Origin of the sequence: Alkalinema sp. FACHB-956 (genome assembly GCF_014697025.1) — a bacterium.
Lineage (GTDB): Bacteria > Cyanobacteriota > Cyanobacteriia > Leptolyngbyales > Leptolyngbyaceae > Alkalinema.
On sequence record NZ_JACJRC010000001.1, the window covers coordinates 657898 to 682659 of the forward strand.

At 50.6% G+C, this 24762-nt stretch carries 17 protein-coding genes; 6 read left to right on the forward strand and 11 right to left on the reverse strand.

What is annotated here, in order from left to right; translation table 11 throughout:
- Positions 1-76: 76 nt before the first annotated feature.
- The 3 genes from H6G21_RS02670 to H6G21_RS02680 all read right to left on the reverse strand — a co-directional run bounded on the left by H6G21_RS02670 (position 77) and on the right by H6G21_RS02680 (position 5544).
- Positions 77-1528: a response regulator gene (locus H6G21_RS02670; RefSeq protein WP_190570156.1), complete on the reverse strand. Its 1452-nt coding sequence runs from the start codon at positions 1526-1528 to the stop codon at positions 77-79.
- A gap of 330 nt (positions 1529-1858) precedes the next feature.
- Positions 1859-4729: a response regulator gene (locus H6G21_RS02675; RefSeq protein WP_190570158.1), complete on the reverse strand. Its 2871-nt coding sequence runs from the start codon at positions 4727-4729 to the stop codon at positions 1859-1861.
- Positions 4730-4752: 23 nt separating this feature from the next.
- Complete coding sequence (locus H6G21_RS02680; RefSeq protein ID WP_190570160.1) at positions 4753-5544, reverse strand: response regulator; 792 nt, start codon at positions 5542-5544, stop codon at positions 4753-4755.
- A gap of 646 nt (positions 5545-6190) precedes the next feature.
- Here H6G21_RS02680 and H6G21_RS02685 point away from each other — a divergent pair.
- The 5 genes from H6G21_RS02685 to H6G21_RS02705 all read left to right on the forward strand — a co-directional run bounded on the left by H6G21_RS02685 (position 6191) and on the right by H6G21_RS02705 (position 13552).
- Entirely contained in the window at positions 6191-7063 is an 873-nt protein-coding gene (locus H6G21_RS02685) for a phosphate ABC transporter substrate-binding protein (protein ID WP_199306968.1), read from the forward strand.
- An 81-nt stretch (positions 7064-7144) separates the two neighbouring features.
- Positions 7145-9058, forward strand: a complete 1914-nt coding sequence (locus H6G21_RS02690; RefSeq protein WP_190570164.1) for an ATP-binding protein — start codon at positions 7145-7147, stop codon at positions 9056-9058.
- 252 nt (positions 9059-9310) lie between these two features.
- On the forward strand, positions 9311-9961 hold the full coding sequence (locus tag H6G21_RS02695) for a sigma-70 family RNA polymerase sigma factor (protein ID WP_190570165.1): 651 nt from the start codon (positions 9311-9313) through the stop codon (positions 9959-9961).
- 73 nt (positions 9962-10034) lie between these two features.
- Entirely contained in the window at positions 10035-11024 is a 990-nt protein-coding gene (locus tag H6G21_RS02700; protein ID WP_190570167.1) for a DUF1822 family protein, read from the forward strand.
- 32 nt (positions 11025-11056) lie between these two features.
- Positions 11057-13552, forward strand: coding sequence for a CHASE2 domain-containing protein (locus H6G21_RS02705; RefSeq protein WP_190570169.1), 2496 nt, complete (start codon positions 11057-11059; stop codon positions 13550-13552).
- A 16-nt stretch (positions 13553-13568) separates the two neighbouring features.
- On the opposite strand, the gene H6G21_RS02710 is transcribed toward H6G21_RS02705, so the two are convergent.
- The gene (locus H6G21_RS02710; protein WP_190570171.1) at positions 13569-14156 is read right to left on the reverse strand and encodes a hypothetical protein; all 588 of its coding nucleotides are present in this window, start codon (positions 14154-14156) and stop codon (positions 13569-13571) included.
- A 331-nt stretch (positions 14157-14487) separates the two neighbouring features.
- Between H6G21_RS02710 and H6G21_RS02715 the strand changes: the two genes are divergently transcribed.
- Entirely contained in the window at positions 14488-15219 is a 732-nt protein-coding gene (locus H6G21_RS02715; RefSeq protein WP_190570173.1) for a HEAT repeat domain-containing protein, read from the forward strand.
- Here the strand turns inward: H6G21_RS02715 and H6G21_RS02720 are convergent.
- From H6G21_RS02720 to hemL, 7 genes are all read right to left on the reverse strand, one after another.
- Positions 15216-15407 (reverse strand): hypothetical protein, encoded by a 192-nt coding sequence (locus H6G21_RS02720; RefSeq protein ID WP_190570175.1) that lies wholly within the window; start codon positions 15405-15407, stop codon positions 15216-15218. The two genes, H6G21_RS02715 and H6G21_RS02720, sit on opposite strands and share 4 nt — an antisense overlap.
- 248 nt (positions 15408-15655) lie before the next feature.
- Positions 15656-17758: a C2 family cysteine protease gene (locus H6G21_RS02725; protein WP_190570177.1), complete on the reverse strand. Its 2103-nt coding sequence runs from the start codon at positions 17756-17758 to the stop codon at positions 15656-15658.
- 114 nt (positions 17759-17872) lie between these two features.
- Positions 17873-18415 (reverse strand): hypothetical protein, encoded by a 543-nt coding sequence (locus tag H6G21_RS02730; RefSeq protein ID WP_190570179.1) that lies wholly within the window; start codon positions 18413-18415, stop codon positions 17873-17875.
- Positions 18416-18522: 107 nt separating this feature from the next.
- Positions 18523-20883: a CHAT domain-containing tetratricopeptide repeat protein gene (locus H6G21_RS02735; protein ID WP_190570181.1), complete on the reverse strand. Its 2361-nt coding sequence runs from the start codon at positions 20881-20883 to the stop codon at positions 18523-18525.
- A 3-nt stretch (positions 20884-20886) separates the two neighbouring features.
- Entirely contained in the window at positions 20887-22497 is a 1611-nt protein-coding gene (locus H6G21_RS02740; RefSeq protein ID WP_190570183.1) for a filamentous hemagglutinin N-terminal domain-containing protein, read from the reverse strand.
- A gap of 19 nt (positions 22498-22516) precedes the next feature.
- The gene (locus H6G21_RS02745) at positions 22517-23302 is read right to left on the reverse strand and encodes a DUF928 domain-containing protein (protein WP_190570185.1); all 786 of its coding nucleotides are present in this window, start codon (positions 23300-23302) and stop codon (positions 22517-22519) included.
- A 132-nt stretch (positions 23303-23434) separates the two neighbouring features.
- Positions 23435-24736: a glutamate-1-semialdehyde 2,1-aminomutase gene (hemL, locus tag H6G21_RS02750; RefSeq protein ID WP_190570188.1), complete on the reverse strand. Its 1302-nt coding sequence runs from the start codon at positions 24734-24736 to the stop codon at positions 23435-23437.
- Positions 24737-24762: the final 26 nt, after the last annotated feature.

Consider the following 24762-nt stretch of genomic DNA (forward strand, 5'->3'; position numbering starts at 1 on the left):
TCCAATCAGCCAACACTCCGATCGCGAGCTTACTCGTGAGCTTATCAGTTAAATCGGATCGGTTAAATTGGATAGGCTAAACCGGAGCGTCACAGGATTCAAAGGAGGCATTTAAGGGCAACAGCACGGAAAACGTCGTCTGCCCAGCTTGGCTCATCACCGTCACTTGGCCACTGTGTTTCTCCACCAGTTTTTTGACAATGCTGAGCCCCAAGCCAGTCCCTTTACCCGCCGTCTTCGTGGTAAAAAACGGTTCAAAAATTTTTTCCTGAATCTCTGGAGCAACCCCAGGCCCATTGTCGGTAATTTGTACCACGATCGCTTGATCCACTTCCTTCGTAGTGACCGCCAAAGTACCCTGGTAGTTCATCGCCTGCAACGCATTGTGGATTAAATTATTCCAAACTTGATTCAGTTCCTCAGGGAAACAGCGCAGGGGCGGCAACGGTCGGTAATGGCGAATCACTTCCACATGGTGTCTCATTTGGTTGTGATACAGGGTCAAACTGGTTTCAATCCCTTCCGTCACATCCGCTTCGATCGGGACCGTGTAGTCTCGGTGATAGGCATAGCGACGCAGAGCCTGGACAACTGTCACCGCTTGATCCACCGCCTCCAAAATGGTTTGGGTACTGCGATGAAAACCAGCCAGCATATAGGCTTGTTCCAAAATCTCCATCGCATTGGGATCCGTGACCAGCGGCTCAAAGAGATCCAAATCTTGCAAAATCCCAAGATCCACGAGAATATCAGCAATTTCCTCGGCGGCAGCAATATTCTGCTCAGCTAACTGGGGCATGATCTGCCGTCGCCACTGGCGCTTTTCCCGGCTAGACATCTGCAAAATTTTCGGCGTATTTTCCCGCGATCGTGCCAGGAGATTCAAAAACAGCGATTGCTGCTCCGGGGAAAGGCTTTGAAGACAGGTCGGCAGCGTTGTTAATCGTTGCGTCAGTAATTGGTCTACGTTTTTGGCCGACGATCGAATCACCCCCAACGGAGAATTCATTTCATGGGCCACCGAAGCTACCAATTCCCCCAAGGCGGCCATCTTCTCATTTTGGATCAACTGGGCTTGGGTCGCTTTGAGTTCGGTCAAGGCTTGGCTCAATTCAGAATTCTGAGCCTGCATTTGGCTTTGCAGCGATCGTAGTTGCAAATGGGTCGTAATCCGCGCCAACACCTCTTCGATCTGAAAGGGCTTGGTGATGTAGTCCACCCCTCCCACTTCAAAGGCTTTCACCTTATCCAACACATCCGATGCAGCACTGAGAAAAATGATGGGAATATCTTGAGTCCGGGCATCGGCTTTGAAATAGCGACAGACTTCATAGCCGTCCATTTCCGGCATACTGATGTCCAACAAAATCAAGTCAGGCGGTAATCCCTGGGCCGCTGCGATCGCCTGTTTGCCACTCACGGCGGGACGGACGGTATACCCTCGCTGAGTCAATAAGGTCATCAACAGCCGCAGATTAGTAGGCGTATCATCCACAACTAGGATATTGGCTAAGGAGGAAGAAGTCATAGAGGGCGATCGCGCTGGTGGTTGGGGGGCTGGGGAAGTGGGGAATGGGCGTTATGGTGGAATTCGGTGGGATGGGATTGGAGGGGCTTTGGCTTGCATCTAGGGTTGGCTGGAGGCTCTAAGCTTGGCTGGGGAAGGCTCTGGGGTCAAGGAGGTGGCCAGTTAATCCCCTATGGCCAGTTAATCCCCTATGGCCAGTCACCCCCAACCCTATGGCCAGTTAATATGGCCAGTTAATTAGGTAGCAAGTCAATTAGGTGGAAAGTCAATAGGTGGCAATTTAGCTAGGTGCATTTAGGTGCATTTAATATTAATCAATCCCAAATTATCCTATCCTTGCACAGTAGATTCCTGGGTAATTGGAATGACCTCGGTGATGAGGTGCAGGATAACGTCGTACTCAAATTGATCGATTAGGGTGCGGAGTTTGGTTATGACCTCCGGAAATTGAGGTTGCAAATCACTCAACAGTTGCTCGATCGTCTCTACATCGATCGTCATCACAGCCTGATAAAACGATCGTAACCATTCGGGCGGTAAGGGTTGGAGTCCTTGGGCCGTGAGGGTCAACCATTGCATCGGAATGGATGCCGATAAATCCGTAGGCAAAGCAGCCTCTAAATCCACAGACGCAGCAGCCTCTGCCCCAACCATTTCGTCTTCATAACAATACTGCACCCCTAAGTGGGTCGTCATCGTGGCAAAAATCTCCGCAGCCCGAAAGGGTTTGCGCAGGAAATCATCACACCCTGCCGATAAAATCAGGGACTTTTCTTCTTCAAAGACACTGGCCGTCAGGGCAATAATCGCAGTGGCTTGGCCCTGATCCGTCATCCGAATGCGCCGGGTCGCCGTGTATCCATCCATCACCGGCATCCGCATATCCATCCAAATCAAATGGGGCTGCCAACGTTGCCATTCTTCGATCGCCGCTTGACCCTGGGCCGCTTCCCGCACTTCAAACCCGATCGGTTGCAACAAATGCCGGAGAAGCTTACGGTTCGTCTCGGAATCATCCACCACCAAAATGCGATAGGACGGTTGACCTGGCTGAAGGCCCACCACCGTTCTCATCCCTTGAGGCGCGGGGGGCGGGGATGGCGCAACCGGCTCCATGGGAATCTGGAATTGGAAACAGGATCCCTGACCCAGTGTGGAACTCACCGTCAAACAGCCCCCCATCAATGCCACAAACTGTTGACTAATCGACAAGCCCAATCCCGTCCCCCCCTGTTGCTGTCCGGTGGCCGTCTGCTCAAAGGCCCGAAATAAGCGATCGCAGTCTTCCGGCGCAATCCCAGCTCCGGTATCCACAACAGAGAACTGGAGGCATATAACCGCCGCCCCTGGGGCATCGCTGGCTAATCCTGGCTGGACTGGAGCCGGCTGAACTGGAACCGGCTGGACTGGAACCGGCTGGACTTGCAGTTGCACCGACCCCTGTTCCGTAAACTTAATGGCATTGTTAATTAAGTTGATCAATACCTGCCGTAGTTTGACCCCATCTGCTCGAACCCAGCGGGGCACCTCGGACGATCGCACCACCTGCAAAGCCAAGTTTTTTTCCGCCGCCCGCAGCCGAAACATGTCCTCCAAAGTGGTGAGCAATTGATCCAAATCCAAATCGCCCAAATTCAGCGTTGCATGACCCGCCTCAATTTTGGAGAGATCCAACACGTTGTTAATCAAGGTCAACAAATGCTCGCCACTCGTCAAAATCATCCGGAGGTGATCGCGTTGGGGCGGGGGCACCAGGGGATCCCGATCGAGCAATTGGGCAAACCCCAGAATGCCATTCAGGGGCGATCGCAGTTCGTGGCTCATATTGGCCAAAAAGCGACTCTTGGCTTGGTTCGCGGCATCAGCCACTTGTTTCGCCTGCTCTAGCTGCCAGGTCCGTTCCCGAACTTTATCCTCCAGCGATCGGGCATAGGCTTCCAAACGCTGACGCGCCTCTTGGATGTCCTGCCCCATTTGCTGAAAGGCCGCCATCAAGACGGCAAGTTCCTGGATCCTCGATCGAAGCAACGGTGGAGATGCCTGACCTGCTGCCACGCTCCGGCTGGCCTGACTCAGACGCTCGATCGGGGCTGTAATCCAGTGGGCTAGTAACAAACTCACCCCGATCGCCACGCCCAGCGACAAACCACAAAGCACGATCGTGCGCTGGGTATTAGCCTGAATCTTCGCCATAAACGTCGATTCGGGAATGGTTGCCACCAACATCCAATCCAATCCTGTGGTCTGTGAGAGAGACACACAACGGAGAAAATGTTTCTGGCCATTCAGTTCCACCCGATCGGTATAGGAATGATCCAACGGCTGAACGGTCAATTGACTCAGCGTCGTCCGAGCGGCCAATTGGGTAAGGGGATCGGGACTTTGGGTGGCCAACATCAGAGATGACGCTGGTTGAGAAGTTGATTGAGCAGCCGCAGGCGCGATCGAAGTGGCGACCAAGCGTCCTGAACGATCGAGAATCAACAAACGACTCTGATCGCCCCAACTCAGTTTTTGCAATAAATGGGAAATGTGGGTTAGCACAAAATCCACCCCCACCACCCCTAGGCGTTGGCCCTGGGGCGTCCGGACCACTTGGATGGCCGTAATTTTGGGCCGCTTCTCCAAAAAATCAATATAGATCTGGCTCCAGCGGGGTTGATGGGAGGCGATCGCCTGCTGGTACCAGGGACGACGGCGGGGATCAAAGGGCTTCGTTACCTGAATGAGCGACCCCAGCGTCCCGTCAGGGGTTAAGTGATAGTCCTGAAACCGATAGTCTGTGGAGTCATTCACCAAACTGCCATGCCAAGTTCGATCGGACTGTAACCCAATCCCCACAAAGGATCCCGTTTCGCTGCCAAAGTAAATTGCAGACACACTCGGCGAATTAAAGGCTTGCCGCTGTTGCCAAAAATTTTGTCGCAGGGCTGCATGCTGAACGATCGACCGCTGGCCCGTCGCCAACTGCTGGGCATTCATCTGATTAATCGTCTGCGGAATGGCCAGGTACTGTTGGATGGCCTGATCCAAATGATCCCCCGTCTTCCTCAGCAACTGGAAGGACAGATCTGCGATCGCTGCTTGGCCATTGCGGAAAGACAGGTACCCCACCAAGCCAACAATGCCCAAAATCTGCACAACCCAGGTCAGACTCAATACCCAATTTAAAGGAACCCGGAGCGATCGCCATCGAACCACGCTGCAACCTCCTCCTCCCAACGCTACTCAGTCTTGGACTGAATGGCCAGTAATTGATCCAGCATGCTGAGTTGCAACTTGCTCAGGGCCACCAACTTTTCCAGCTTGGCCTTTGGCATCGGAACGTTGGACGGGATCGGTGCATTTGGTTCCCCATAGAGGGACTGTTGCAGGATTTCCAAACTGTCCGCCACCGTAGGCCGGAGTTCCTGCACAATACGTTGACGATAGGCTTGGAGTTGTTGATCTTTTTGGTGCAGTTCTGTGGTCTGCGCTTGAACTTGACTCTCCAACCGAGTATTCAAAAGTTGCATTTCCTGATGGGCACCTTGCAACTCATTGAGAGATTGCTGCAAATAGCAATTCACTTCCACCAATTGCGTAGCTTGCGCTTCTAGCTTTTTCTGGTATAGATAGTGGTGCAAAGCCTCGGAAACCGTTGCACCGAGTTCTTCTGATTTCCAAGGCTTCAGGATATAGCGGTAGAGTTGTGCTCCCTCGATCGCATTCGAAATTCCTTCTAGATCCGCCTGTCCGCTGATCATAATATTGAGAGTGTTGGGCGATCGATCGTGAATTTGCTCTAAGAGTTCATCCCCTTTCAATCCCGGCATGATGTAATCAGCCAACACTACCGCAACTTCATAGCCATCGACCTGGAGTTCTCCAAACAACTCAAGGGCCTCTTCCCCGTCTTCCGTCGTTTCAATGAGGTAGGCATCTCCCAAAATTCGTTTTAGCTCAGTTTTCAAGCTAGCGAGCACCATTGGCTCATCGTCAACGCAGATAATGACAGGCTTTTTAGCAGCAGGCATAGTACCATTGAACCAAAAACGAAGAAACGCTATGCAGCAGGGAGTGATCGATCGGCCCGAAGGAGGTCACTTTCCCGAAGATCCTGCTGGATAGTCTATGCAAAACCACCCAAAATAGCTAGCAGCTTTTCTCGCTTTCAAAAAAAGAAGAACCATCAAGCGAACCACAGGATAGGCATCTTTCATGATCTACTGAATAAGATCCATATGAAATCCATCAAAATAAAGGATTTTTCGGTAAAATATGTTGTTTTTTCGTAAAAGTCTTGGGTTGCAGTAGACATCTTGTCCAGAAGTGGACATAGTTAATGAGAAAGTGGAAATCGTAAGCGATAAGGTCAATTGAGATGAGGGCCATGGGCAACCTAACGTTTAGATCCTGGAGGCTTCACCCATTAACGTTTTTGACGCATTCTGTTGATCCACCGAGAATATTGGATATTTTGAATAAAACGCTTTGAATAAAACGCTTTGAATAAAACACCTTCAGACCAGACCCACTCGGCTCGATTGGCTGCCCCTAGATTCAACCCCTGACTCAAGACTCTACCTTGCCATTTCACTTCGCACACCGGATTGCCCGTAGGCTGAATCAGATCGCCCATAGGCTTCACCGCACTCCTTCTCTACTGTTATGAAAATTTTTTTGTCCTCACTGTTCAGTAGCCTTGTTCTTTTGAGCCTCGTCGGTTGTAATCCCAGCCCGGTGAGTAATCGTACTGGATCCGAACAGTCTCAGGGCAGTCAACCCCAACCTTCCCCCCAATCCCAGACGCCCACGATCGTTAAAATTTCTGGTTCTAGTTCAACAGTGCTATTGCTAGAAATTTTGGCGGAAGCCTATCAAGCCAAAGTTAACACCGTCAAAATTGAATTTGTCACCAGCAACCAATCGGGAAGCTCGATCGCAGCTTTAACCAACAATCTCGTCGAAATTGCAGGCAGTAGCCATCCCCTCAAACCCGAAGAAAACAATGGCCAATTGCAGTACCGGGAAATTGCCAAAGATCCCCTGATGGTGGCCACCCATCCTTCCGTTACGGGCGTGCAGAACCTCAGTAAAGCCCAATTGCAAGGCATTTACAGCGGTACGATTCAGAATTGGAAGGAACTCGGTGGCCCGGATGCCGCAATCATCGTCCTCGATCGCCCCGAAGATGAATCCGCCAAAAAATTACTCCGCAAACATTATTTAGGGGAGACCCCCACCACCCCCAAGGCAATCCTTCTCAAAAAAGAAGGCGAACTGATCCAGAGCTTGCGGGAAACGCCCTACGCGATCGGAGCCTTCTCCCATGCCTATGCCCAAGTCAAACAATTACCCGTCAACGCCCTCCGATTAGACAATGCGGAACCCAGCCCAGAAAACTGGAAACAGGGAACCTACCCCATGGCGCGACAAATGGGCATCGTTTGGAATAAACAACCTTCCCCAACAACCGCAGCGTTTGTGGAATTTATTTTTAGTCCCGAGGCAGACAACATTTTGCAAGCTAAAGGGTTTATTCCCACGCGCTAGGGGTCAATGATGCAGTTTCTGAGGACGTATAGACACTTAAGCCTACGACAGCAAATCGTCTTGCCCTTTCTCGCAGTCTTTATGACAATTTTGCTGATTGGGTCGTTGGCGATCGGCTATTGGCTCACCCAGACCCTAGAAGAACAGCGCTATGTGGAATTGAAGGATTTTGCCCAGCGGGTACAAGCCGACCTCCAAGCCAATCAAGCCGCCTTACTTGCCAAAGCCCAAGTGCTAGCCGATCAACCCGCTCTCCAGCAGGCCGTAGAGAGTCAAGATCGATCGGCCTTAATGCAGATCCTGATCCCCACCAAGGCTGAACTCAAGTTGGATTGGATCAAAGTCATCAATACCCAGTCCCAAAGCTTGGTTGATTTGACCAATGAGACCATCCAGCAGAAAGGCGTCCTCGATCCCAAAATTTTTGCCAGTGCAGCCAAGGGCGTTACCCTAGACGACTGGCTCAGTACACCTGATAACTCCCGCATTTTGGGGGTTGTCACCGTACCCATCAAAACCAAGACCTTGATGGGGGGACTGGTGTTGGGCCAAGAGATGACAGAGGATAGCCTGACCCACATTGCCCAAGGTTCATCCAAACAAATTATCGTGATCTCTGGCCCACAGGTAGCGGCTTCCATGGTGGGATCGCTGCGCGATCGCCTTCCCTTTCAGCCCCTGCCCCAGCAGCGAGTCAAAATCCAAGGACAAACTTTTTTGACCGTCTCCTTTGACATTCCCCGCTTGAGCGATCAGCCCCTCACGGGGATTGTCCTTTCCTCCACGCAACCCTTAGAAGCCGCTAAACAAACCCTCTGGCTCCGACTGTTAGGGGTGCTCGTGCTGGGAGGAACCTTGATTACCTTGCTCGGCCTCCGGATTGCTGAGATGATTGTTCGGCCCATTACAGCCCTCACCCAGGCAACCCAATCCTTGGCAGAGGGCAATCTCGATCGCGCCCTGCCCGTCGATCGATCGGATGAAGTCGGCAAGCTCAGCAACGCCTTTAACCAAATGGCAGAACAGCTACGGCACTTATTTTCTGTCCTAGAAGCCTCCAACAGTCAGCTAGAGCAACGGGTCGAAGAACGCACCCAGGAACTGTCCAAAGCCATCAGCCAACTGAAACAAACCCAAGCGCAAATGATTCAGGCTGAAAAAATGTCGAGTCTGGGCAAGCTGGTGGCGGGCATCGCCCACGAAATTAATAACCCTGTAACGTTTATTTACGGCAATCTAGAGCATTTGGATCCTGCAACGCAGCGGGTTTTGGAATTAATTGATCTCTACCAACAGTATTACCCCCAGGCTCCTCCTGAAATTGAAGCTCGCATTGCGGAAATTGAATGGGAGTATTTGCGGGAAGACATCCCAGCGATGCTGAATTCGATGCGGATTGGGAGCCAACGGATTCGCGAAATCGTCCTGTCGTTACGCAACTTCTCACGCCTAGATGAAGCGGAAACCAAATGGGCCGACATTCACCAAGGCTTGGAGAGTACACTCCTCATTTTGCGCCATCGGCTCAATGCAACACCAACTCGGCCCCAAATTGAAGTAGAACGCAATTATGGCGAACTCCCGCCCATTTTGTGCCATCCGGGGTTGCTCAATCAAGTCTTTCTAAACATTTTGACCAACGCGATCGATGCGCTGGAAGACCGACTAAAAAACGACCCTAGCTTTACGCGACCCTATATTTTTATTTCGACGGGATTCACTCAAAGAAATCGCATCAAAATTGTAATCGCCGATAATGGGCCAGGCATTCCGGAGGACATTCAATCCCAAATTTTTGACCCCTTTTTCACCACCAAACCGGTCGGCCAGGGGACGGGGATGGGCATGTCGATTAGTTACCAAATCATTACTGAAAAGCACCATGGCAACCTCATCTGCCGATCGACCCCAGGCAATGGCTGTGAGTTTAAGATTCTGCTGCCTTACAATCCCCAAAGAACTGCGATCGCTGATATTCCCATGAACGCACCGTAAAAGAGCGCCATCAAATAACCGTAAAACAGCACCATAAACTATATGCGCAATCCCAAAAACATATCCGCAATCAAAAAAGGACGTGTCTGCACACGCCCTGAATCTACAAGTTAGCGAATGTAGGATCTCTACAGAGAACTCTACAAGGTGATTTGCCTCTATTACGGATCAATGTTCTATCATTTGTGGAATCTCTAGCAATCCAGTCTGAGTTGCAAGCATCTATCAAATACATACTCGCTAAAACGCACCATGCCAGAAGTCGATAACGTGGAGTCTTTGATCCAAATTGCTTGTAGTCATCCACCGGGAAGTCTAGAACGACAGCGATATCTCACGAAAGGAATTCGATTGATTTCGCCGCGATTATGGCGAGAATCAGTCCCTTATTATCAAGATGCTTTGCAGCAAACTTGGGTTTTCTTCTGCCAAAACATTTGTGAAGCGGGTACAGGAGAAGCGTATAACCCAAAGCGAGGGAGCGTTGTCACTTGGTTGAACTACTACCTCAAACGACGGCTCCAAGATGGATTTACCCAAGCCCAACACCAAAAGATCACAACCGCATCTGCCTACGCCCGAGTAGAACGATCGGGGGGCGAGGGGGACGTGGTTGACCCGATCGATCATTTGCCAGCACCGGACAGCATTCCCCCCATTCTCGAAGCCGTGCAGACCTGGGCCAGTGCTGATGCAACGGGAGAGTTACGTCAAGTTTGTATCGAAGGGCATCCCCAGGTGAACTGCCAGCTCTTAATTTTGCGACGGCTCCCCCCAGAAAGCAGTTGGCAGGCGTTGGCGGCAGAATTTAAGGTATCGGTTTCGACGTTGAGTAGTTTCTATCAACGGCAATGTTTGACCCGTTTGCGTAAATTCGGGGCAGCGGAGGGATATATCGATTAGCCCATGAGTCTTCATCACAGGGAGATGAGGATGACGGGTAGGCAGGCTGTTGAGTGCATAGGAGAAAGCCAAGATGAATGCCCAATATTTTGAGGAAATTGCCTTACCGATGCCGTTAACCCAGAGCGCTTTCGCGATCGCCGATCGCTTTGCAGCAGCTCAACCATCGGGCAGCAAGCGGGATCAAGTCCGCCACAATACCTTAGCCGTGCAAGTGGTGGCGGACTATCTGCATTTAATGGGAATTGCGACTGCTGTCTCAGACGGTGATAGCTGGAATGCCGTGACCCAACTCTGTAGCAATGTTGCGGATTTAGTCATTCCTGGGGTGGGGCGTTTGGAATGTCGGCCTGTCACTGATTTCCCCGCTGATTGCTATATTCCTGCCGATGTTTGGCACGATCGCATTGGCTATGTCGTTGTTCATCTTGATCTGGATGTCAAACAAGAAGGTTTAATTCTGGGTTTTGTTCCTGCGGTCACCCAAGAAAATTTGCCCTTGAGTCAATTGGGCACGATCGATGACCTATTGAGCCATTTATTTGCATTACGCACGCAGTCGGTAACAGAAACTCAAACAAGTTCAACAATGGCCCAAGCATCACTGGAGCGAACTAAGTTAACCCAATGGTTAGACCAATTGGATCAGTGGGTGGACAGGGGTTGGCAGGCGATCGAACAGTTGTTATCCCCCGCACAACTGGCTCCCGCCTATGCCGTGCGTCATGACCCACAAGATCCAGATACCGTCGAATTTGTCACTCAAGCGAAGCGGTTAGATTGGCAGCGGGGAGACATTCCAGTGATTTTCATTGCGGGGGTGGCCGAATTACCGGAAGCCGTGAGGATACGCATCCAAGTTTTCGCGATCGAGCCAACTAGCAATCTCCCCCAGGATTTGCGGCTGCAAGTCTTGGATGAGATGGGTCATGTTTTTCTGGAGACGGTTTCTGGTCATCACGATCGGGGATTACAACTAGTATTTGAGGGAGAGAGGGGAGAGGTTTTTGCAGTGCAATTGGGTTACCAAGGTGAGATGATTGTGGAGCACTTTGAAATCTAGCTGTAAGAAATTTTGAAATTCTTTTAAATCTAATGGCGGCCTTAGTTGTCCTAAAGTTTACAGAAGGCAGTTGGGAACAGGGGTTTCCAGTGGTGTTGCAGATCGCTGAGGCAGGACAGGCGATCACCACAGAAATGGCCGGAAAACTTCCCGCGAATCCCCATTTGCCGCAACTTTATGGGCAATGGCAAGCGGCCTATCAAGCCCTCGTGCATACCCCACGGCTTTCCGCCAAGCTTGGACAAACTACAAAAATTCCGAGTACTTCAGGCTTGCAGCAGCTAGCCCAACAACTCCAAGCCGAATTTCAACAATGGTTAACGGCAGAGTCTTTTCGGGGAATTCGGGAAACCTGGTTGGAAAAATTGGCCAGTGATCAAGCCGTTCGGGTGGTTTTGCAAACCGCTGATTCGATCGTTCAAGGTCTCCCTTGGCATCTGTGGGATATTGTGCAACGGTATGGTCAAGCGGAAATTGCGCTGAGTCGGCCCTCTTTTGATCGGATTGCTCCAACCGTAAAACGATCGAATAAAGTTCGTATTTTAGTCATTATTGGCAACAGTGAAGGGATTGATACAACCACTGATGTAGAGTTACTCAGACAACTCCCACAGGTTGATTTAGAAGTGCTCCAAGAGCCGTCCCGGCGTCAGTTGAGCGATGCGTTGTGGGAACAGACTTGGGATATTTTATTTTTTGCGGGTCACAGTTCGAGCCAGCCCGATCGCGCTAAGGGACGTTTAGCCATTAACGCGCAGGATCATTTAAGTCTGAGTGAATTGAAATATGCCTTAGAACGCGCACTCAACGCCGGATTAGAGCTTGCCATTTTCAATTCCTGTGATGGGTTAGGTTTGGCGCAGGAATTAGCTACCCTCAAGATTCCAGAATTGATTGTGATGCGGGAGATGGTACCCGATCGAGTAGCCCAGAAATTTTTGCAATATTTTCTCAGTCATTTTTCCCAAGGGGATTCACTCAGTGTATCGGTGCGACAGGCAAGGCAGCGTTTACAGGCATTAGAAGACGAAGCGCCCTGTGCGACCTGGCTACCCGTTTTATTTCAAAATCCTGCCCACACCCCACCCACTTGGCAGAGTCTGTGTCAGGGTAAAGTAGACCCTGCGGATCTAGTGCCAGATCCCCAAATTTCCCCAATTCCCAACATTTCCCCGATTCCACCGATTCCCGCAGCAGGCTCGCCCAACGCCCATCGAGTTTCCCAAATTCTTAGGTGTACGGGATTGGGTTTCCTATCGGGGTGTGTAATGCTGGCCTTACGGAGTTTGGGCGCATTGCAAGACTGGGAGTTGCAAACCTTGGATAGGATGATGCGAATGCGACCGGCGGAACCCACAGATAGCCGCATTTTGTTAGTCACGATCGATGAAACAGATATTCAAGAACAACCCGATCGGGGCCAAGGTTCGCTATCCGATACGGCATTAAATCAACTATTGCAACAGCTAACCTCCTACCAACCCAGAGCGATCGGGCTAGATTTGTATCGCGATTTTCCCACGAATGTCCAGCAGCTAACCAAGCAACAATCACAATCCAAGCAACAATTACAACCTAAGCAGCAATCACAACCTAAACAGAAATCACAACCTAAACAACCATTCCAGCTCAAGCAACAACTGCAACAATTGGATCATCTCATCACCCTCTGTAAGCATAGTGACGCTGAAGGAAAGCAAGCAGGCATTGCAGCTTCACCGGATGTCCCGATCGAACGGGTTGGCTTTAGTGATTTCATTAGTGATCGGGATGGCGTTTTACGACGGCAATTGATGTTCATGAATCCTGACCCAGCATCCCCTTGTTTAGCGACCTATGGATTTGGGACACGCTTGGCGATCGAGTATTTATTTTCAGAAGGCCATGAAGCTGAATTTACCCCCGATGGCAAACTGCAATTTGGCAAAACGTTGATTCCGACCATTCGCCGTCCGATGGGGGGCTATCAAACGATCGACGATCGGGGTGGCCAAATCTTATTAAATTATCGCAGTGGGAATCGACCGTTTCAGCAAGTTAGTTTGATGCAAGTTTTGCGGGGCCAAGTTGCGCCAGAGTTAGTTAAAGATCGCGTAATTTTGATTGGCACGATTGCCACCAGTGCTGGGGATTATTGGATGACACCGCTGGGACGATCGACGGATGCACAGTTACAAGGCGTCGTGATTCAAGCCCACATGACGAGTCAACTTCTGAATCATGTACTCGATCGGCGGCCTTTAATTCACAGTTGGTCAAAGGGGGACGAAATTGCTTGGATACTGGGTTGGACAGTGGTGGGAATTGGTTTGATTTCCTGCGTGCAACACTGTTGGCTCAAGCATTCTATTTTGGGAACGATCGCGATTTTCGGAGTGTTTTGGGGTGGATTTTTGTTCGGGGGGTATGCTTTGCTGCTGCGGGGCCTGTGGGTTCCTGTCGTGCCACCCATCGCAGGAATCGGGCTGGCTACGTTAATCCTGGTAGTCAGCCCGAAACATTTGGGGGATTATGAAAGTAACCGCTAAACGTAATAATTTTGGATTAGGGTTTGATTACCGCTTGCTGAATGTCACGAAGGTCAAATTCTTGGACAATTCCGTTTTTTAATTCAACCCGAAGTTTGCCTTGACTCGGCAGCGGAACCACTTTTCCAGCACTAGCTTGGTTCAGATCGATCGCGCCTTCTAGTTTGATTTTGTAATTGCCACCGTAGCCTGTGCCCTCGGTGAGGCGCATGAGAATGCGTTGACGACGGGAGATCTGGAAGGTGACAGTTTTGCGATCGCCGCTGCGGCTATTGGCAGTCGGCATCAGGGGGACAGGAAGGAGTTCATTGTTGTTGTCATCGTAGAACTGGAGAGAGGCAACGGCAATGCTGCCTGTGGAAGGTTTGAGGTCAATGGTCACTTTGACATCGCCCGCATTGGCATCAAACCCAAAGAAAACGTCAGATTGGCGGGTGAGGGTGCCTTTAATTTCGTTGCTTTGGATCAACGTGGGGCGATCGCGATCGGTGGATTGGGCCTGGGCAGGCATCGTCGATGGCGCAAAGCCAATGATGCCGACGGTGGTGAGGAGTGCAAGGGTGGGAAGGCTAATCGTACGGTTGATAAATGCTTGATAGGACATGATGGGAAGTCTCCAAAGTTGTGTTTAAACGTGTGGGCAGGTGGGAAGGTGTGGAAGGATGGGAATGATTGAGAGATTTGCTCAAGCGATCGGGGCTGCGACTAAGAAACGAGTCATCTTCATGATGGAAATCTCCTTGGTATGTTTTAGAGTGAGGTGGTTTGCGTGTAATCTGTTTCAGATAGCTACCTATCGGAGTGAGAGGCAAGTATTACGCAAATATCGAAAAGTTTTTGAGAAAAGTTTTTGAGAAATATTTTGCGGACGCTCATGGCGTCCATCAAAGTCCTTTAGAATAGGCGTTAGGTGAAACAGAAGACCTGATCGATCGATGAATCTTCAAGAAGTCAAGCATCAATTTCCAGAAGCGGTAGCTGAGATCGAGGCACTTGAAAATCTAGGGTTCGCCTCGCGCAGTCTTGATTGGATTGATACCCTTGACTTGGAGCAGGCAAAGACAGCTTGCTGGTTAGTCGGAAGAGTCGGTGACGATCGAGACGCTGATGCCCTGATCAGTATTTTGTCTGGTCACCGTCGTGAATTATTCATACAAGCAGCGACCTCCCTAAGTCTCATTGCAACTGGGAAGCACATCCAATCCTTATTATCAATTCTCGTGACTAGTTCTGATCCGACACAACGAAACAGTGTGGTGTATGCACTTTCGTTTCTAGCAAATCGCGAAAGAGAACAGGATGTAATTAGTACGCTGATTGAAATAGTAGCCAACAAGGCGGATACTTCTGTGATTAGAGCGCAAGCATTAGAAGGAATTGGTAATCGGCTCTCCACGGAATTACCAGAAAATCTATATCAGCGAGCAGTGGATGTAATGATTCAATCGTTGGATGATACGGAAGCTGAGGTGAGGTTTTGGGCCTGTTTTGCTGCGGGTGCGACCCAAACCAAGGAGGCATTACCCAAGCTGCAAGTACTGGCACAGACCGATCGTACAATCCTCTCCGGGTGGTGGGCGGTGGGCGAGGAAGCCCAAGACTCAATCACGCTGATCAATGGAGGAACTCCTCCACTTCGTCAACCCTATAAACCATCTATGCCCTAATCCCGTAGGGGGCAGGTGAGATAAGGGTTGCAACGAGAGTTTGTCATATTGCTAACGGTTATTTGAGTCGTGGTCATCTCTGTTGTGCGCGATGCTGAAGGATTGTTGCTATTGGCATTGGATAAATTACAAACATACAACGCGATCAACACGATCGGGGTAGCCATTAAACAACGTACAATTTTCATGATTCTGGGTCTCCTTGATCATTTGAGTCAAAGCTGTTGGGAGTCTCTGGGGAAGTCTTGCTTTGCTCCAGATAGACACCTATCGGCTTGAGATTCAGGTATTACGCAAAAATCTCAAAAATCTCTTTTGCACTTTGCCTGCAAGATGGTTAACCCTGCAAAAAGCCCGTCCGATAAGACTTTCACCAAATTGGTAAGAGTCCGATCGAACGAGCTAACGATTGGGACAACAATTCAATACAGCAAGGTTAGGCCGTGACTGTGGCATCCCAACTATGAAAGTCCTCTAGAAGCTGGCTCGCTGTCTTGTAGACGATGGGATATTGACCAGTTGGGTTGTTTGCGCTTTCTGGATTACTGTGCCAGGGATTGTAGAGACTGAAGTAACCCGTATTCGCATCATACCCAGCGAGGATATAGGCATGTTTTCCGACAACATCAGCATTGTCGGGCCGAGTGGTATTGACGACCACCATCCGACCTTGATTGAATGCGGTCATCATTTCAGCGATCGTATTACTGGCCCAGAATAAGGCTCCGCTGCTGAGATCCTGATGTGGCATCGCATTGAGTCCTGTGATGTGAGTCAGTGCATTGAATGCCCAGCCCCCTGAGATACCCTCGTAAGTATTGCTACCATCTTGACTAATTCCCAATAAGCCTAGGGCTGGCAGGTTAAAAGATTCTTGGTTGAGTTGAGCGTAGGCTTTTTCGGCTAAGGCGACCCAGAGTTCATTCCGGTCATCCCAATAACCCAAGCCCGAGGCATCATTGGCATAGACAAACTTTCCGTTTGCTTCATAGGTTGGCAGATAGCGATCGACGGTCACATAGTTTTCTTGGCCATCAACAAAGAAACGGACGGTGAAAGTACCATCAGCGTTATCTGTGAACATATCAGCAATTCGGTTGGGCGCATGTAACGCAACCGCGCCAAGGCTAGCCAGGAAATAGCAATCACCGACTGCACCTTGATCAATATCGAAGTAGCTAATCCCATTCTGAAAGAGTGAGCCTTCAGCTTTTTGGTAAGCGATCGGAGCCTGATGGTATACAGGCAGTAGCACACCGTTTTCTGTGGATAATGTAACTGAATCAATCGTCCTGGGAATTCCGGGTCGATCGGTTCCTAAAAACCATTTCTCAATCAGTTGTTCCAAATGGGCCGCACTACTTCCAGCCCCAAATCCACCCAGATTCGACTTATCATTGGCCAGGTTCCAGTTCAAAACTTTATTGGCTAAGACCTGAGTGGATTTTGAAATTCCAAGGTTGCTGCCTTGATTCACGATTTTCTGGAGATCCCCCAGTTCCGTGGCATCTACAATGAATGCGTCTTGGGCTTGGCGCAGAATATCGCGCATTTCAGTATGGCTGATTACGCCATCTCCGATATAAGCTGCCCGAGCCGTTGTTAAAATTGCGTCATCCGTGATGGAATTACTAAACCAATCACATCCCATCATGATCTGATAGTTGCTCTCACTGCTATACATCTGGCTTTGATTGACTTGCAGAAAATAGCTACCTTCCCCTAATTGACGGTGCATCAAGGTGATTGGCTGATTGGTCTGACCTTGGTAGTAGTAGTCAGCAACGACTTCTCCTTCATCCAGCCGACCATTATTGTTCCCATCACGCACAAGCCGGAAATCTGTCGTGTTTGATGCACTAGTTAGGCTGAGATGGAAGTTCTGAGGTTGATCGAGCGTGAAATGATAACTGTCAGAGCTATTGGAATTATTAACAGTTCCACTCGCGATCGTGGCACCTGTGAAATTCATTTCTCTGCTTAGCACATCATTGAATTGTTCATAGGACACCTTCAACTTGTAATCACGACTGATCGGGGAGGTATTTCTAATTTCAAGATAATACTCACCCATGTACATCCCTGAAAAATCGAGCGTTGCGTCAATAGTATTGTTCCTTGCCCACGCACGGCCCAGAATCTCATCCTCTTCGATTTGCTGATTGCCATTTGCATCCCGGAATAAGTGAATATTCGCATCCCCTGAAAGACTAATGTGAATGTCAGCGCCCCCCATGTGGTAGAGCGGAACATTAAACTTGAGCATATCGATCGGGTCAACCCCCCCTACTGCATCACTCATTTGCCATTGACGGTTACCCATCGTGGATGCTAGCGGAGTCCCCGCTTGTGCAAACGTGTCCCCATAGCGATCGTATTTAAGTACCGTCCCCTGACCGACGTCTAACAAGGAACTTGCTGCATTGGATTTGAAGGTGCTAATTGCGCTTAAATCACTGGGGCTGAGTGCGGTGATGGGGGACGCTTGCAGCGGTGTTGTGGCATTTAAGGGATTGCTCGATCTCATGAGGGTATCCATTATGGGACTCCTATTGGGTGTGAGTATGGAGGGCAAAAATTGAAGAATTGAATTGAGTTAAAGACCTATCGGGAGCGCGATCGAGAATTACGCAAAATCGCTAATTTTTTTTTGCTATTCCGTATCAGGGCAATCGCTGCTTCCTTCCAGACTCAGGTTATCCACTTGCACCCAAGCATCCGCGCCCGGTGCCCAGAAGCCAGCAAAAATGTTGTATTCCGTGGCGTCCCCTGTACGAAAGCGAACCGTTAACTGTTTGTACTGCGCTTGTGGCCCAAATTTCACTTCCGCCAAAACCGCTTGATTCCCATGGCGCACCCCAAAATAGCCATCCTGCACATTGCCCGAAGTCCTGACATAAGCACGAATGACATAGTTGCGATTCGGGACTAACCGCACCTTCTGCCGGAGTGCATTCCAACCCGATGTATTGCGCAACCAGGCATTATTGCGCCCTTCATAGCTATAGCCTTGATTAATATCGATTCCAGCACGGCCTTCCGCAACCCAAGGGGGCAAAATCCGGCCAATTTTCTGTTCTTCAAAGCGGCTATCTTTGAGCGGATTGGCACACATCGCTTGGGCAGAAGTTGCGGCCAAATTCCAGCCGAGCAAACCCGTTAAAAACGCGATCGAGCAATGAGCTTGAAATTTCATAGGGAGGCTTCTCCATTGGCAAAGATAGTCACCTATCAGGGCAATGGCTGGGCATTATGCAAAGTCTTGAAATTTTTTTGAGCCATTTTTCAGCAGCAGCGATCGCATCAACGCCGATCGTGCCCCATCATCAAAAACGGTGCCCAATTCAGCGGTTCTGGATAGGACTTCATGGTTTCCAACATCGCCGATCGCAGAGCCTGAGCATCAGGAGCCTTCTGTCGTTCTGCATAGAACTGCTGCATCAGTTCCGCCGTTGAATCATCCGGCACCTGCCACAGCGAAACCACCACCCGCCTCGCCCCCGCAATCATGAAGGCCCGCGACAAACCAATTACCCCATCCCCACTAATCGTTCCCTGCCCCGTATCACAGGCACTCAACACCACCAAATCCGCTTGCAACCGCAGTTGAGCAATTTCATCACTGGATAGAAACCCATCATTGCCCGCACTCGGCGCAAGCGCGAGGGCACCGGGAATTCCCGATCGCCGGAGATCATCCAACAAGCCATGGGTAGCGAAATGAATCAGTTGAGCCTGGGGCATTTGGGACAGAACCGTCGATTTGAGCGCGTGGGCTTGGGTCAGAACAGGCACCTGTAACCGTTGTCCGATCGCGATCGCTTCTTTTTCAGCAAAGGGCAAATTGGCGAGTTGCTCCGCTGCGTTGGTCGCTAAATTCCAGGTGGTTGGCATGACTGGATTCCCCACAATCAAGGCTGCTGCTGTGGCGGTTGGAGACGTTTTTTGAGGCGAACTCGCTAAATCTAGGACTTGAATGGAAGGCGCATGGACGATCGTATGCCGCTCAATCAAAAAACGGCCTTGTCGATCTTGCAAGGCCGCAAAAGGCAAGACAAATAAACGCTCCTGCGGCACAAAGACAACAGTTTGAGCCGGATCGGGCGGCAGCAGATCGACGATCGGGGTAACTAATAGCTCATGCAACTTTTGTAGGGCTGGATGGTATGGCACTTCCCCCTTGTCGGGTGGCGGAAATTCCTGGCGCAAGGTTGTCAACAGCTGACCACAGGTCTCCGGATCGCTAGCCGATCGCATAATGCCACAACGGGCAACCTCTAGTAACTCAGCAAAATCACTCTGCTGCTGCCATAAAAACGTTAAATCGACCGTCCGAACCTGCACCGTCCCATTCGGCTGCACCACCCAAATATATAAGCCCGCCGATCGCCCCCGCTGTTTGCCTTGAAATTGAAAAGCCTCATCCGGAACCAAGGCATATTCAACGATCGTGACTTGTTGGGCTTGGGCAATGCGTTTGATTTGGGCTAAATTTGGCGCAAGATTGCTGGGATCAAGATTAGGCAATCGTGCCGATCGTGCGCCCGTCGTTGCTCTTTGCTGGGCCAATTGTTTGGCAAACGCTTGCGCCCGACCTTGTTCTGAGACTTCTAAGGCCAGTTCCGGCTGTTTTTTAGCCATTAAAACCTGCTGCAACAAATTGTAAGTGGCCACTTGGGTATCGAATAGCGCGATCTGTTGCCGATCGCTCAAGCCTTGGCGGAGTTTGTCGCGTAATTGCACCGCTTGTCGCAAAGCAGCCTCTGCCCGATCGAACTGTCGATCTCCCAAATAGGCATGGCCTAAATTATTCAACGCTGCCGTCTGCGTCACAATATCTTGGCTATCCTGGGCAATTTTTAAACTTTGTTGCAGGTAGTCGATCGCGGGTTTGTAATCGCCTTGATAGGCCAAGGCCAGCCCCATGTTATTGAGCGCCTGCCGCATTCGGACGAAATCTTGATGGGTTTGAGCAAGGGTAAGCGCTTGCTGATAATCAGTCATCGCAGCAGCAAATTGCCCCTGCACCTGCTTGATATTGCCCAAATTCAATAACGTTGAACTTTGCCCTAAGGGATTATTTCGTTGGAGTTTAAGGCTTTGCTCATACTGGATCAAGGCTTGTTGATAATCCCCCAAAGCCGCATAGACAACCCCTAAATTCCCCATTACTTTGCTTTGATGTTCCCAATCCGATTGTTGTTTCGCGATCGTTAAACTTTGTTCAAACTGTACGATCGCGACTTCATACTCTCCTAGGTAAACGTAAATATTGCCCAAACTATTCATCGCCTGCATCTGGCCTAGGGCATCTTGTAAGGTTGTCGCGATCGTCAAGGCTATCTGAATTGCACTCAAAGCGGATTGATAATCCCCGATCGCCGTTTTTCTCAGCGTCATGTTTTCCAAGTCAGCTTGGATAACACGAAGATTCGATCGAATCGCCTCACTGGATTCTCGATCGTGATTGGCTTGAAATAACTGGAAGGCTTGGAGCCAAAGCTGGGCCGCTTGTTCTAGCTGACCCTTCTGATAGGCATTAACCCCCTGCTGGAAGACGATATCTGGATCAGGGTTCGCCGTTACCGCGATCGTGGGTAAGCAATGGAAGCTGAGTAATAGAAAGCTTAGCAATGCGATCGATCGACCACGGCTACATTTCATAACTTACGGTGCTGGCACAATCTGAAGAATCTGCCCAGATTGGGCGGGGAGTGCAACTTTATCCGAAGTACAAGTGACGCTATTGTTATTCGATCGAGCCTTCGCAATCCTATTCTGCCCAACGGCACAACTAATTTCCGGCGGGCGTGGGGATGTCACAGTCCCTTTGGGTCTCAGGGTGGTGACAATTGTGATATCACGAGTCCCGCGAAGGCTACTGTCTTGCAGACTTCCCAGTAAAGCCCCATTGCCTTCTGAATCCTGCACAATCACCAGCCCCTTGGCATAGTTCGCTAGACTATCATCCTGACTTAAATTAAAAGTCGGGTCAATAAATGTCGTTAAGCTCCCATTCACATCCTGATCAAACGACAGCCCTGTATCCTCATATTTGAATAGGGTTTCCGGCTGATTAGAGTCATCATTACGCTGCCCATTCAATAAAACCCTGCGCCCACGCTGATCCCGTAACACCACACCGCTTGTGTCACGTTGATATCCGATCGCTTCGACAAAAGGGGCACCACTATGGCGAATAGTTAATGTTCCAATAGTACGGATACTGATGGGAAGCGAGACATTCTCTCCATTACTTTTATTGGTATTTACAAATTGCTGGGGCAATATGCCCACGGCTCGGAAAGTATTCTGTGCATCAACCCAAATATCATAAACATCACCCTGCCTATTTTTGTTCAAAATCTTAATTGCATGCACAACAATATCACCCGAACGAATCGTGATGGGCTGGGGATTCGTAGCAGATAAAATAATACGACCAGTCCCATCCGTCGTAATTTGGGTTGCAGTTTGAACATCGCCCCCCGTCAATAATTCGGGCAAAGTCGAGATCGGGGTTGTCCAGCGATTGGGAATCGCATTTCCCACTTGCATAGGGGTAACCTTCACCGCCAGTCTCAAGAGTCCCCCCGGCAACGTCAGCTCCACCACCTGCGCCCCTTCAACGGTCACCAGCGCCAATGCCCCTTTATTTTCCCAAGACTGCGTCGCCACGATCGTCCCCCCAATCAACGCTAAGGGCTGATCATTCTGGGTACTCAACTTTCCTGCATTAACAATCACACCGGAGTTACTTTCTGTAAAAGCAAACTGAGTTGGCACGCCCGATAATTGCGCAAAATTATTTTGGCCCCTGGCACTAAACCATTGGCCATTGCCAAAACCAATGCCATTGGCCGTAGTCCCCACAAATGCTGCGGGTAAATTCAATGTTGCATTATTACCAAATACAATTCCAGCGGGATTCATCAAGTAAAGATTACTATTGCCCCCCGTCAGTTGGATGCGGCCATCGACGATCGAAGCGGCTCCCCCACTCACCCGCGCCAACACATTCTGAACCTCTGGCGACACCACAAAATTCGCCGTCTGCCCCGTCCCAAGATTGAATTGCTGAAAACTGTGGAATAAGTTATTTCCCGATCTCGTCCCGTTCGTAATATCCAACTGATTGGGCGTTGGACTGTTATTGACGATCGTACCAATGCCATCCCCCGCCGCACTCACCTGAGCTAAACCGGGTAAACCGAGTAGCCCCACCAAGCTGAGCAGCGAAAGGGGAAGACTCCAGAGCCAATATTTGGGAAATCCCATGATCTAAACCTTGGATGATTTACAAACCAAACTGAGTCGGGTCAAGATCCACCGATCGTAACAACGCTTCCCAATTGGCCTTTAAATTCGGATCATTCTGTTCACAATCACTCAGCAAATCCAACGCTTCAAACCAAATCCCCTGTTCCGCATACGTTTGGGCTTGGCCGATTGGGCTGACCTCCGCTGCAACTTGTTGCTTGACAGTGTCTGGTAAATTCACCCGATGCACCATGCCCTCCACGGTCAAGGGAACGCCTTTGCCTGCTTCCCGGCAATCGATCGACAAGGCCCAATAATAAGACCGATCGATCTGTAAGGCAGACATTTTTTCCGGCAGCGTGACCTTCAACAAACCCGGACGGGACGGTAATTGAATCGGCAAACGCGCGATCGTGTCACCATGTTTATTTTTCTGACGAAGCACAAAGTAGGTCTTGAAGCGATCGCCCTGCGGATAGGGACTATAAAACCAAAAGTTGGGCTTTTCTGATGCAGTGAGGCCCCAAACATCTTCGATGACTTTGCCATTGCGCGATCGCGGCGTCACGGGGACCAATGCCGTCAGAGGCACCCCCGCCTCCGGGCAAGTATCGCGCCCACCCCCACCGCGCCGTCTGCCACCGGGAGGATCCCCCGGTGGGAGCTTGGGTAATTTGAGTCTGACTTTCGGCGATCGCGCTTTCTGCGATTGCTTTAGGGAAACGGGTTGAGCCAGGGCCGCCTGCGGAACGATCGCCGTCAGGAAGACGACGAGGCACAAGGGCAGGCTGCTCATCTTCCGTAGCCAACTAGAACGATTCATAAGTTCACCCAGAAACCCCATCGTCTTGTGCGGGGGGAGCCATCGCTGCACGCTGGGACTCCCCCCACTTCTCAGACACCCTGCTTGAAATCCCCCACCCCCGCTGAGGCTGAGGGTAGGGAGGATTTTCAATTAAGCCAATTTGGAGAGCACGGTGCGCGCCGCTTCCAGGGTGCGATCGATATCCGCATCCGTATGCGCCAAGGAGGTAAAGCCCGCCTCAAACTGGGACGGAGCCAGATAAACCCCTTGCTCTAACATCGCACGGTGGAACTTGCCAAATTTGACAGTATCCGCCTTCTTGGCATCTTCGTAGCTGTGCACAGGGCCTTCACAGAAGAAGAAACCAAACATCGCACTAATGGATCCGCCACACATGGCATGGCCCGTTTCCTTCCCGATCGCCAGTAGGCCGTTGATCAGCTTTGTGGTGATCTTATCGAGATATTCATAGCTGCCGGGTTGCCTCAGGATTTCCAGGGTCTTGATCCCCGCAGTCATCGCCAAGGGATTGCCGGACAGCGTACCCGCTTGGTACATCGGGCCAGCGGGAGCCACCAGTTGCATGATCTCCCGCTTACCGCCGTAGGCTCCCACGGGCAGCCCCCCGCCAATCACCTTACCCATCGTCGTCAGGTCAGGCGTAATGCCAAACTTCGCCTGCGCCCCACCGTAGGAGATACGGAAGCCGGTCATCACTTCGTCGAACACCAGCAAAGCACCATGTTCCGTGGTCAGTTCCCGCAGACCCGCCAGGAACCCTGCATCGGGCGTGATAAATCCCGCGTTCCCCACGATCGGCTCCAGAATCACCCCGCAAATTTCGCCAGGATTTTCCTCAAACAGCTTCCGCACTGCATCCAGATCGTTGTAGGGCGCAGTCAAAGTATTCGCCGTCGTGGACTTGGGCACCCCAGGGGAATCGGGCAAGCCGAGGGTCGCCACACCGGATCCCGCCTTGACCAGGAACATATCGGCATGTCCGTGGTAGCAGCCTTCAAATTTGATGACTTTTTCCCGTTGGGTATAAGCCCGCATCAGGCGCAGCACCGCCATACAAGCCTCGGTGCCGGAATTTACAAAGCGCACCATTTCCACACTGGGAACGGCGTCGATCACCATTTCGGCCAAGATATTTTCCAGCGCACAGGGGGCACCAAAGCTGGTCCCTTTTTCCGCAGCGGCTTGGATGGCCTTAATCACGTCGGGATGGGCGTGACCGCAGATGGCAGGCCCCCAGGTACCCACGTAGTCAATATATTGGTTGCCATCTACGTCCCAAGCGTAGGCATCCTTCACCCGATCGAAGACGATCGGCTGGCCACCCACAGATTTAAACGCTCGAACGGGAGAACTCACACCACCGGGCATGAGCTTCTGGGCCGCCGCAAAGATTTCTTCTGATTTGGTTGTTTTGAAAGTCCCCGTGATCAAAGCTCTCTCCTTAAAAGTGCGTCTGC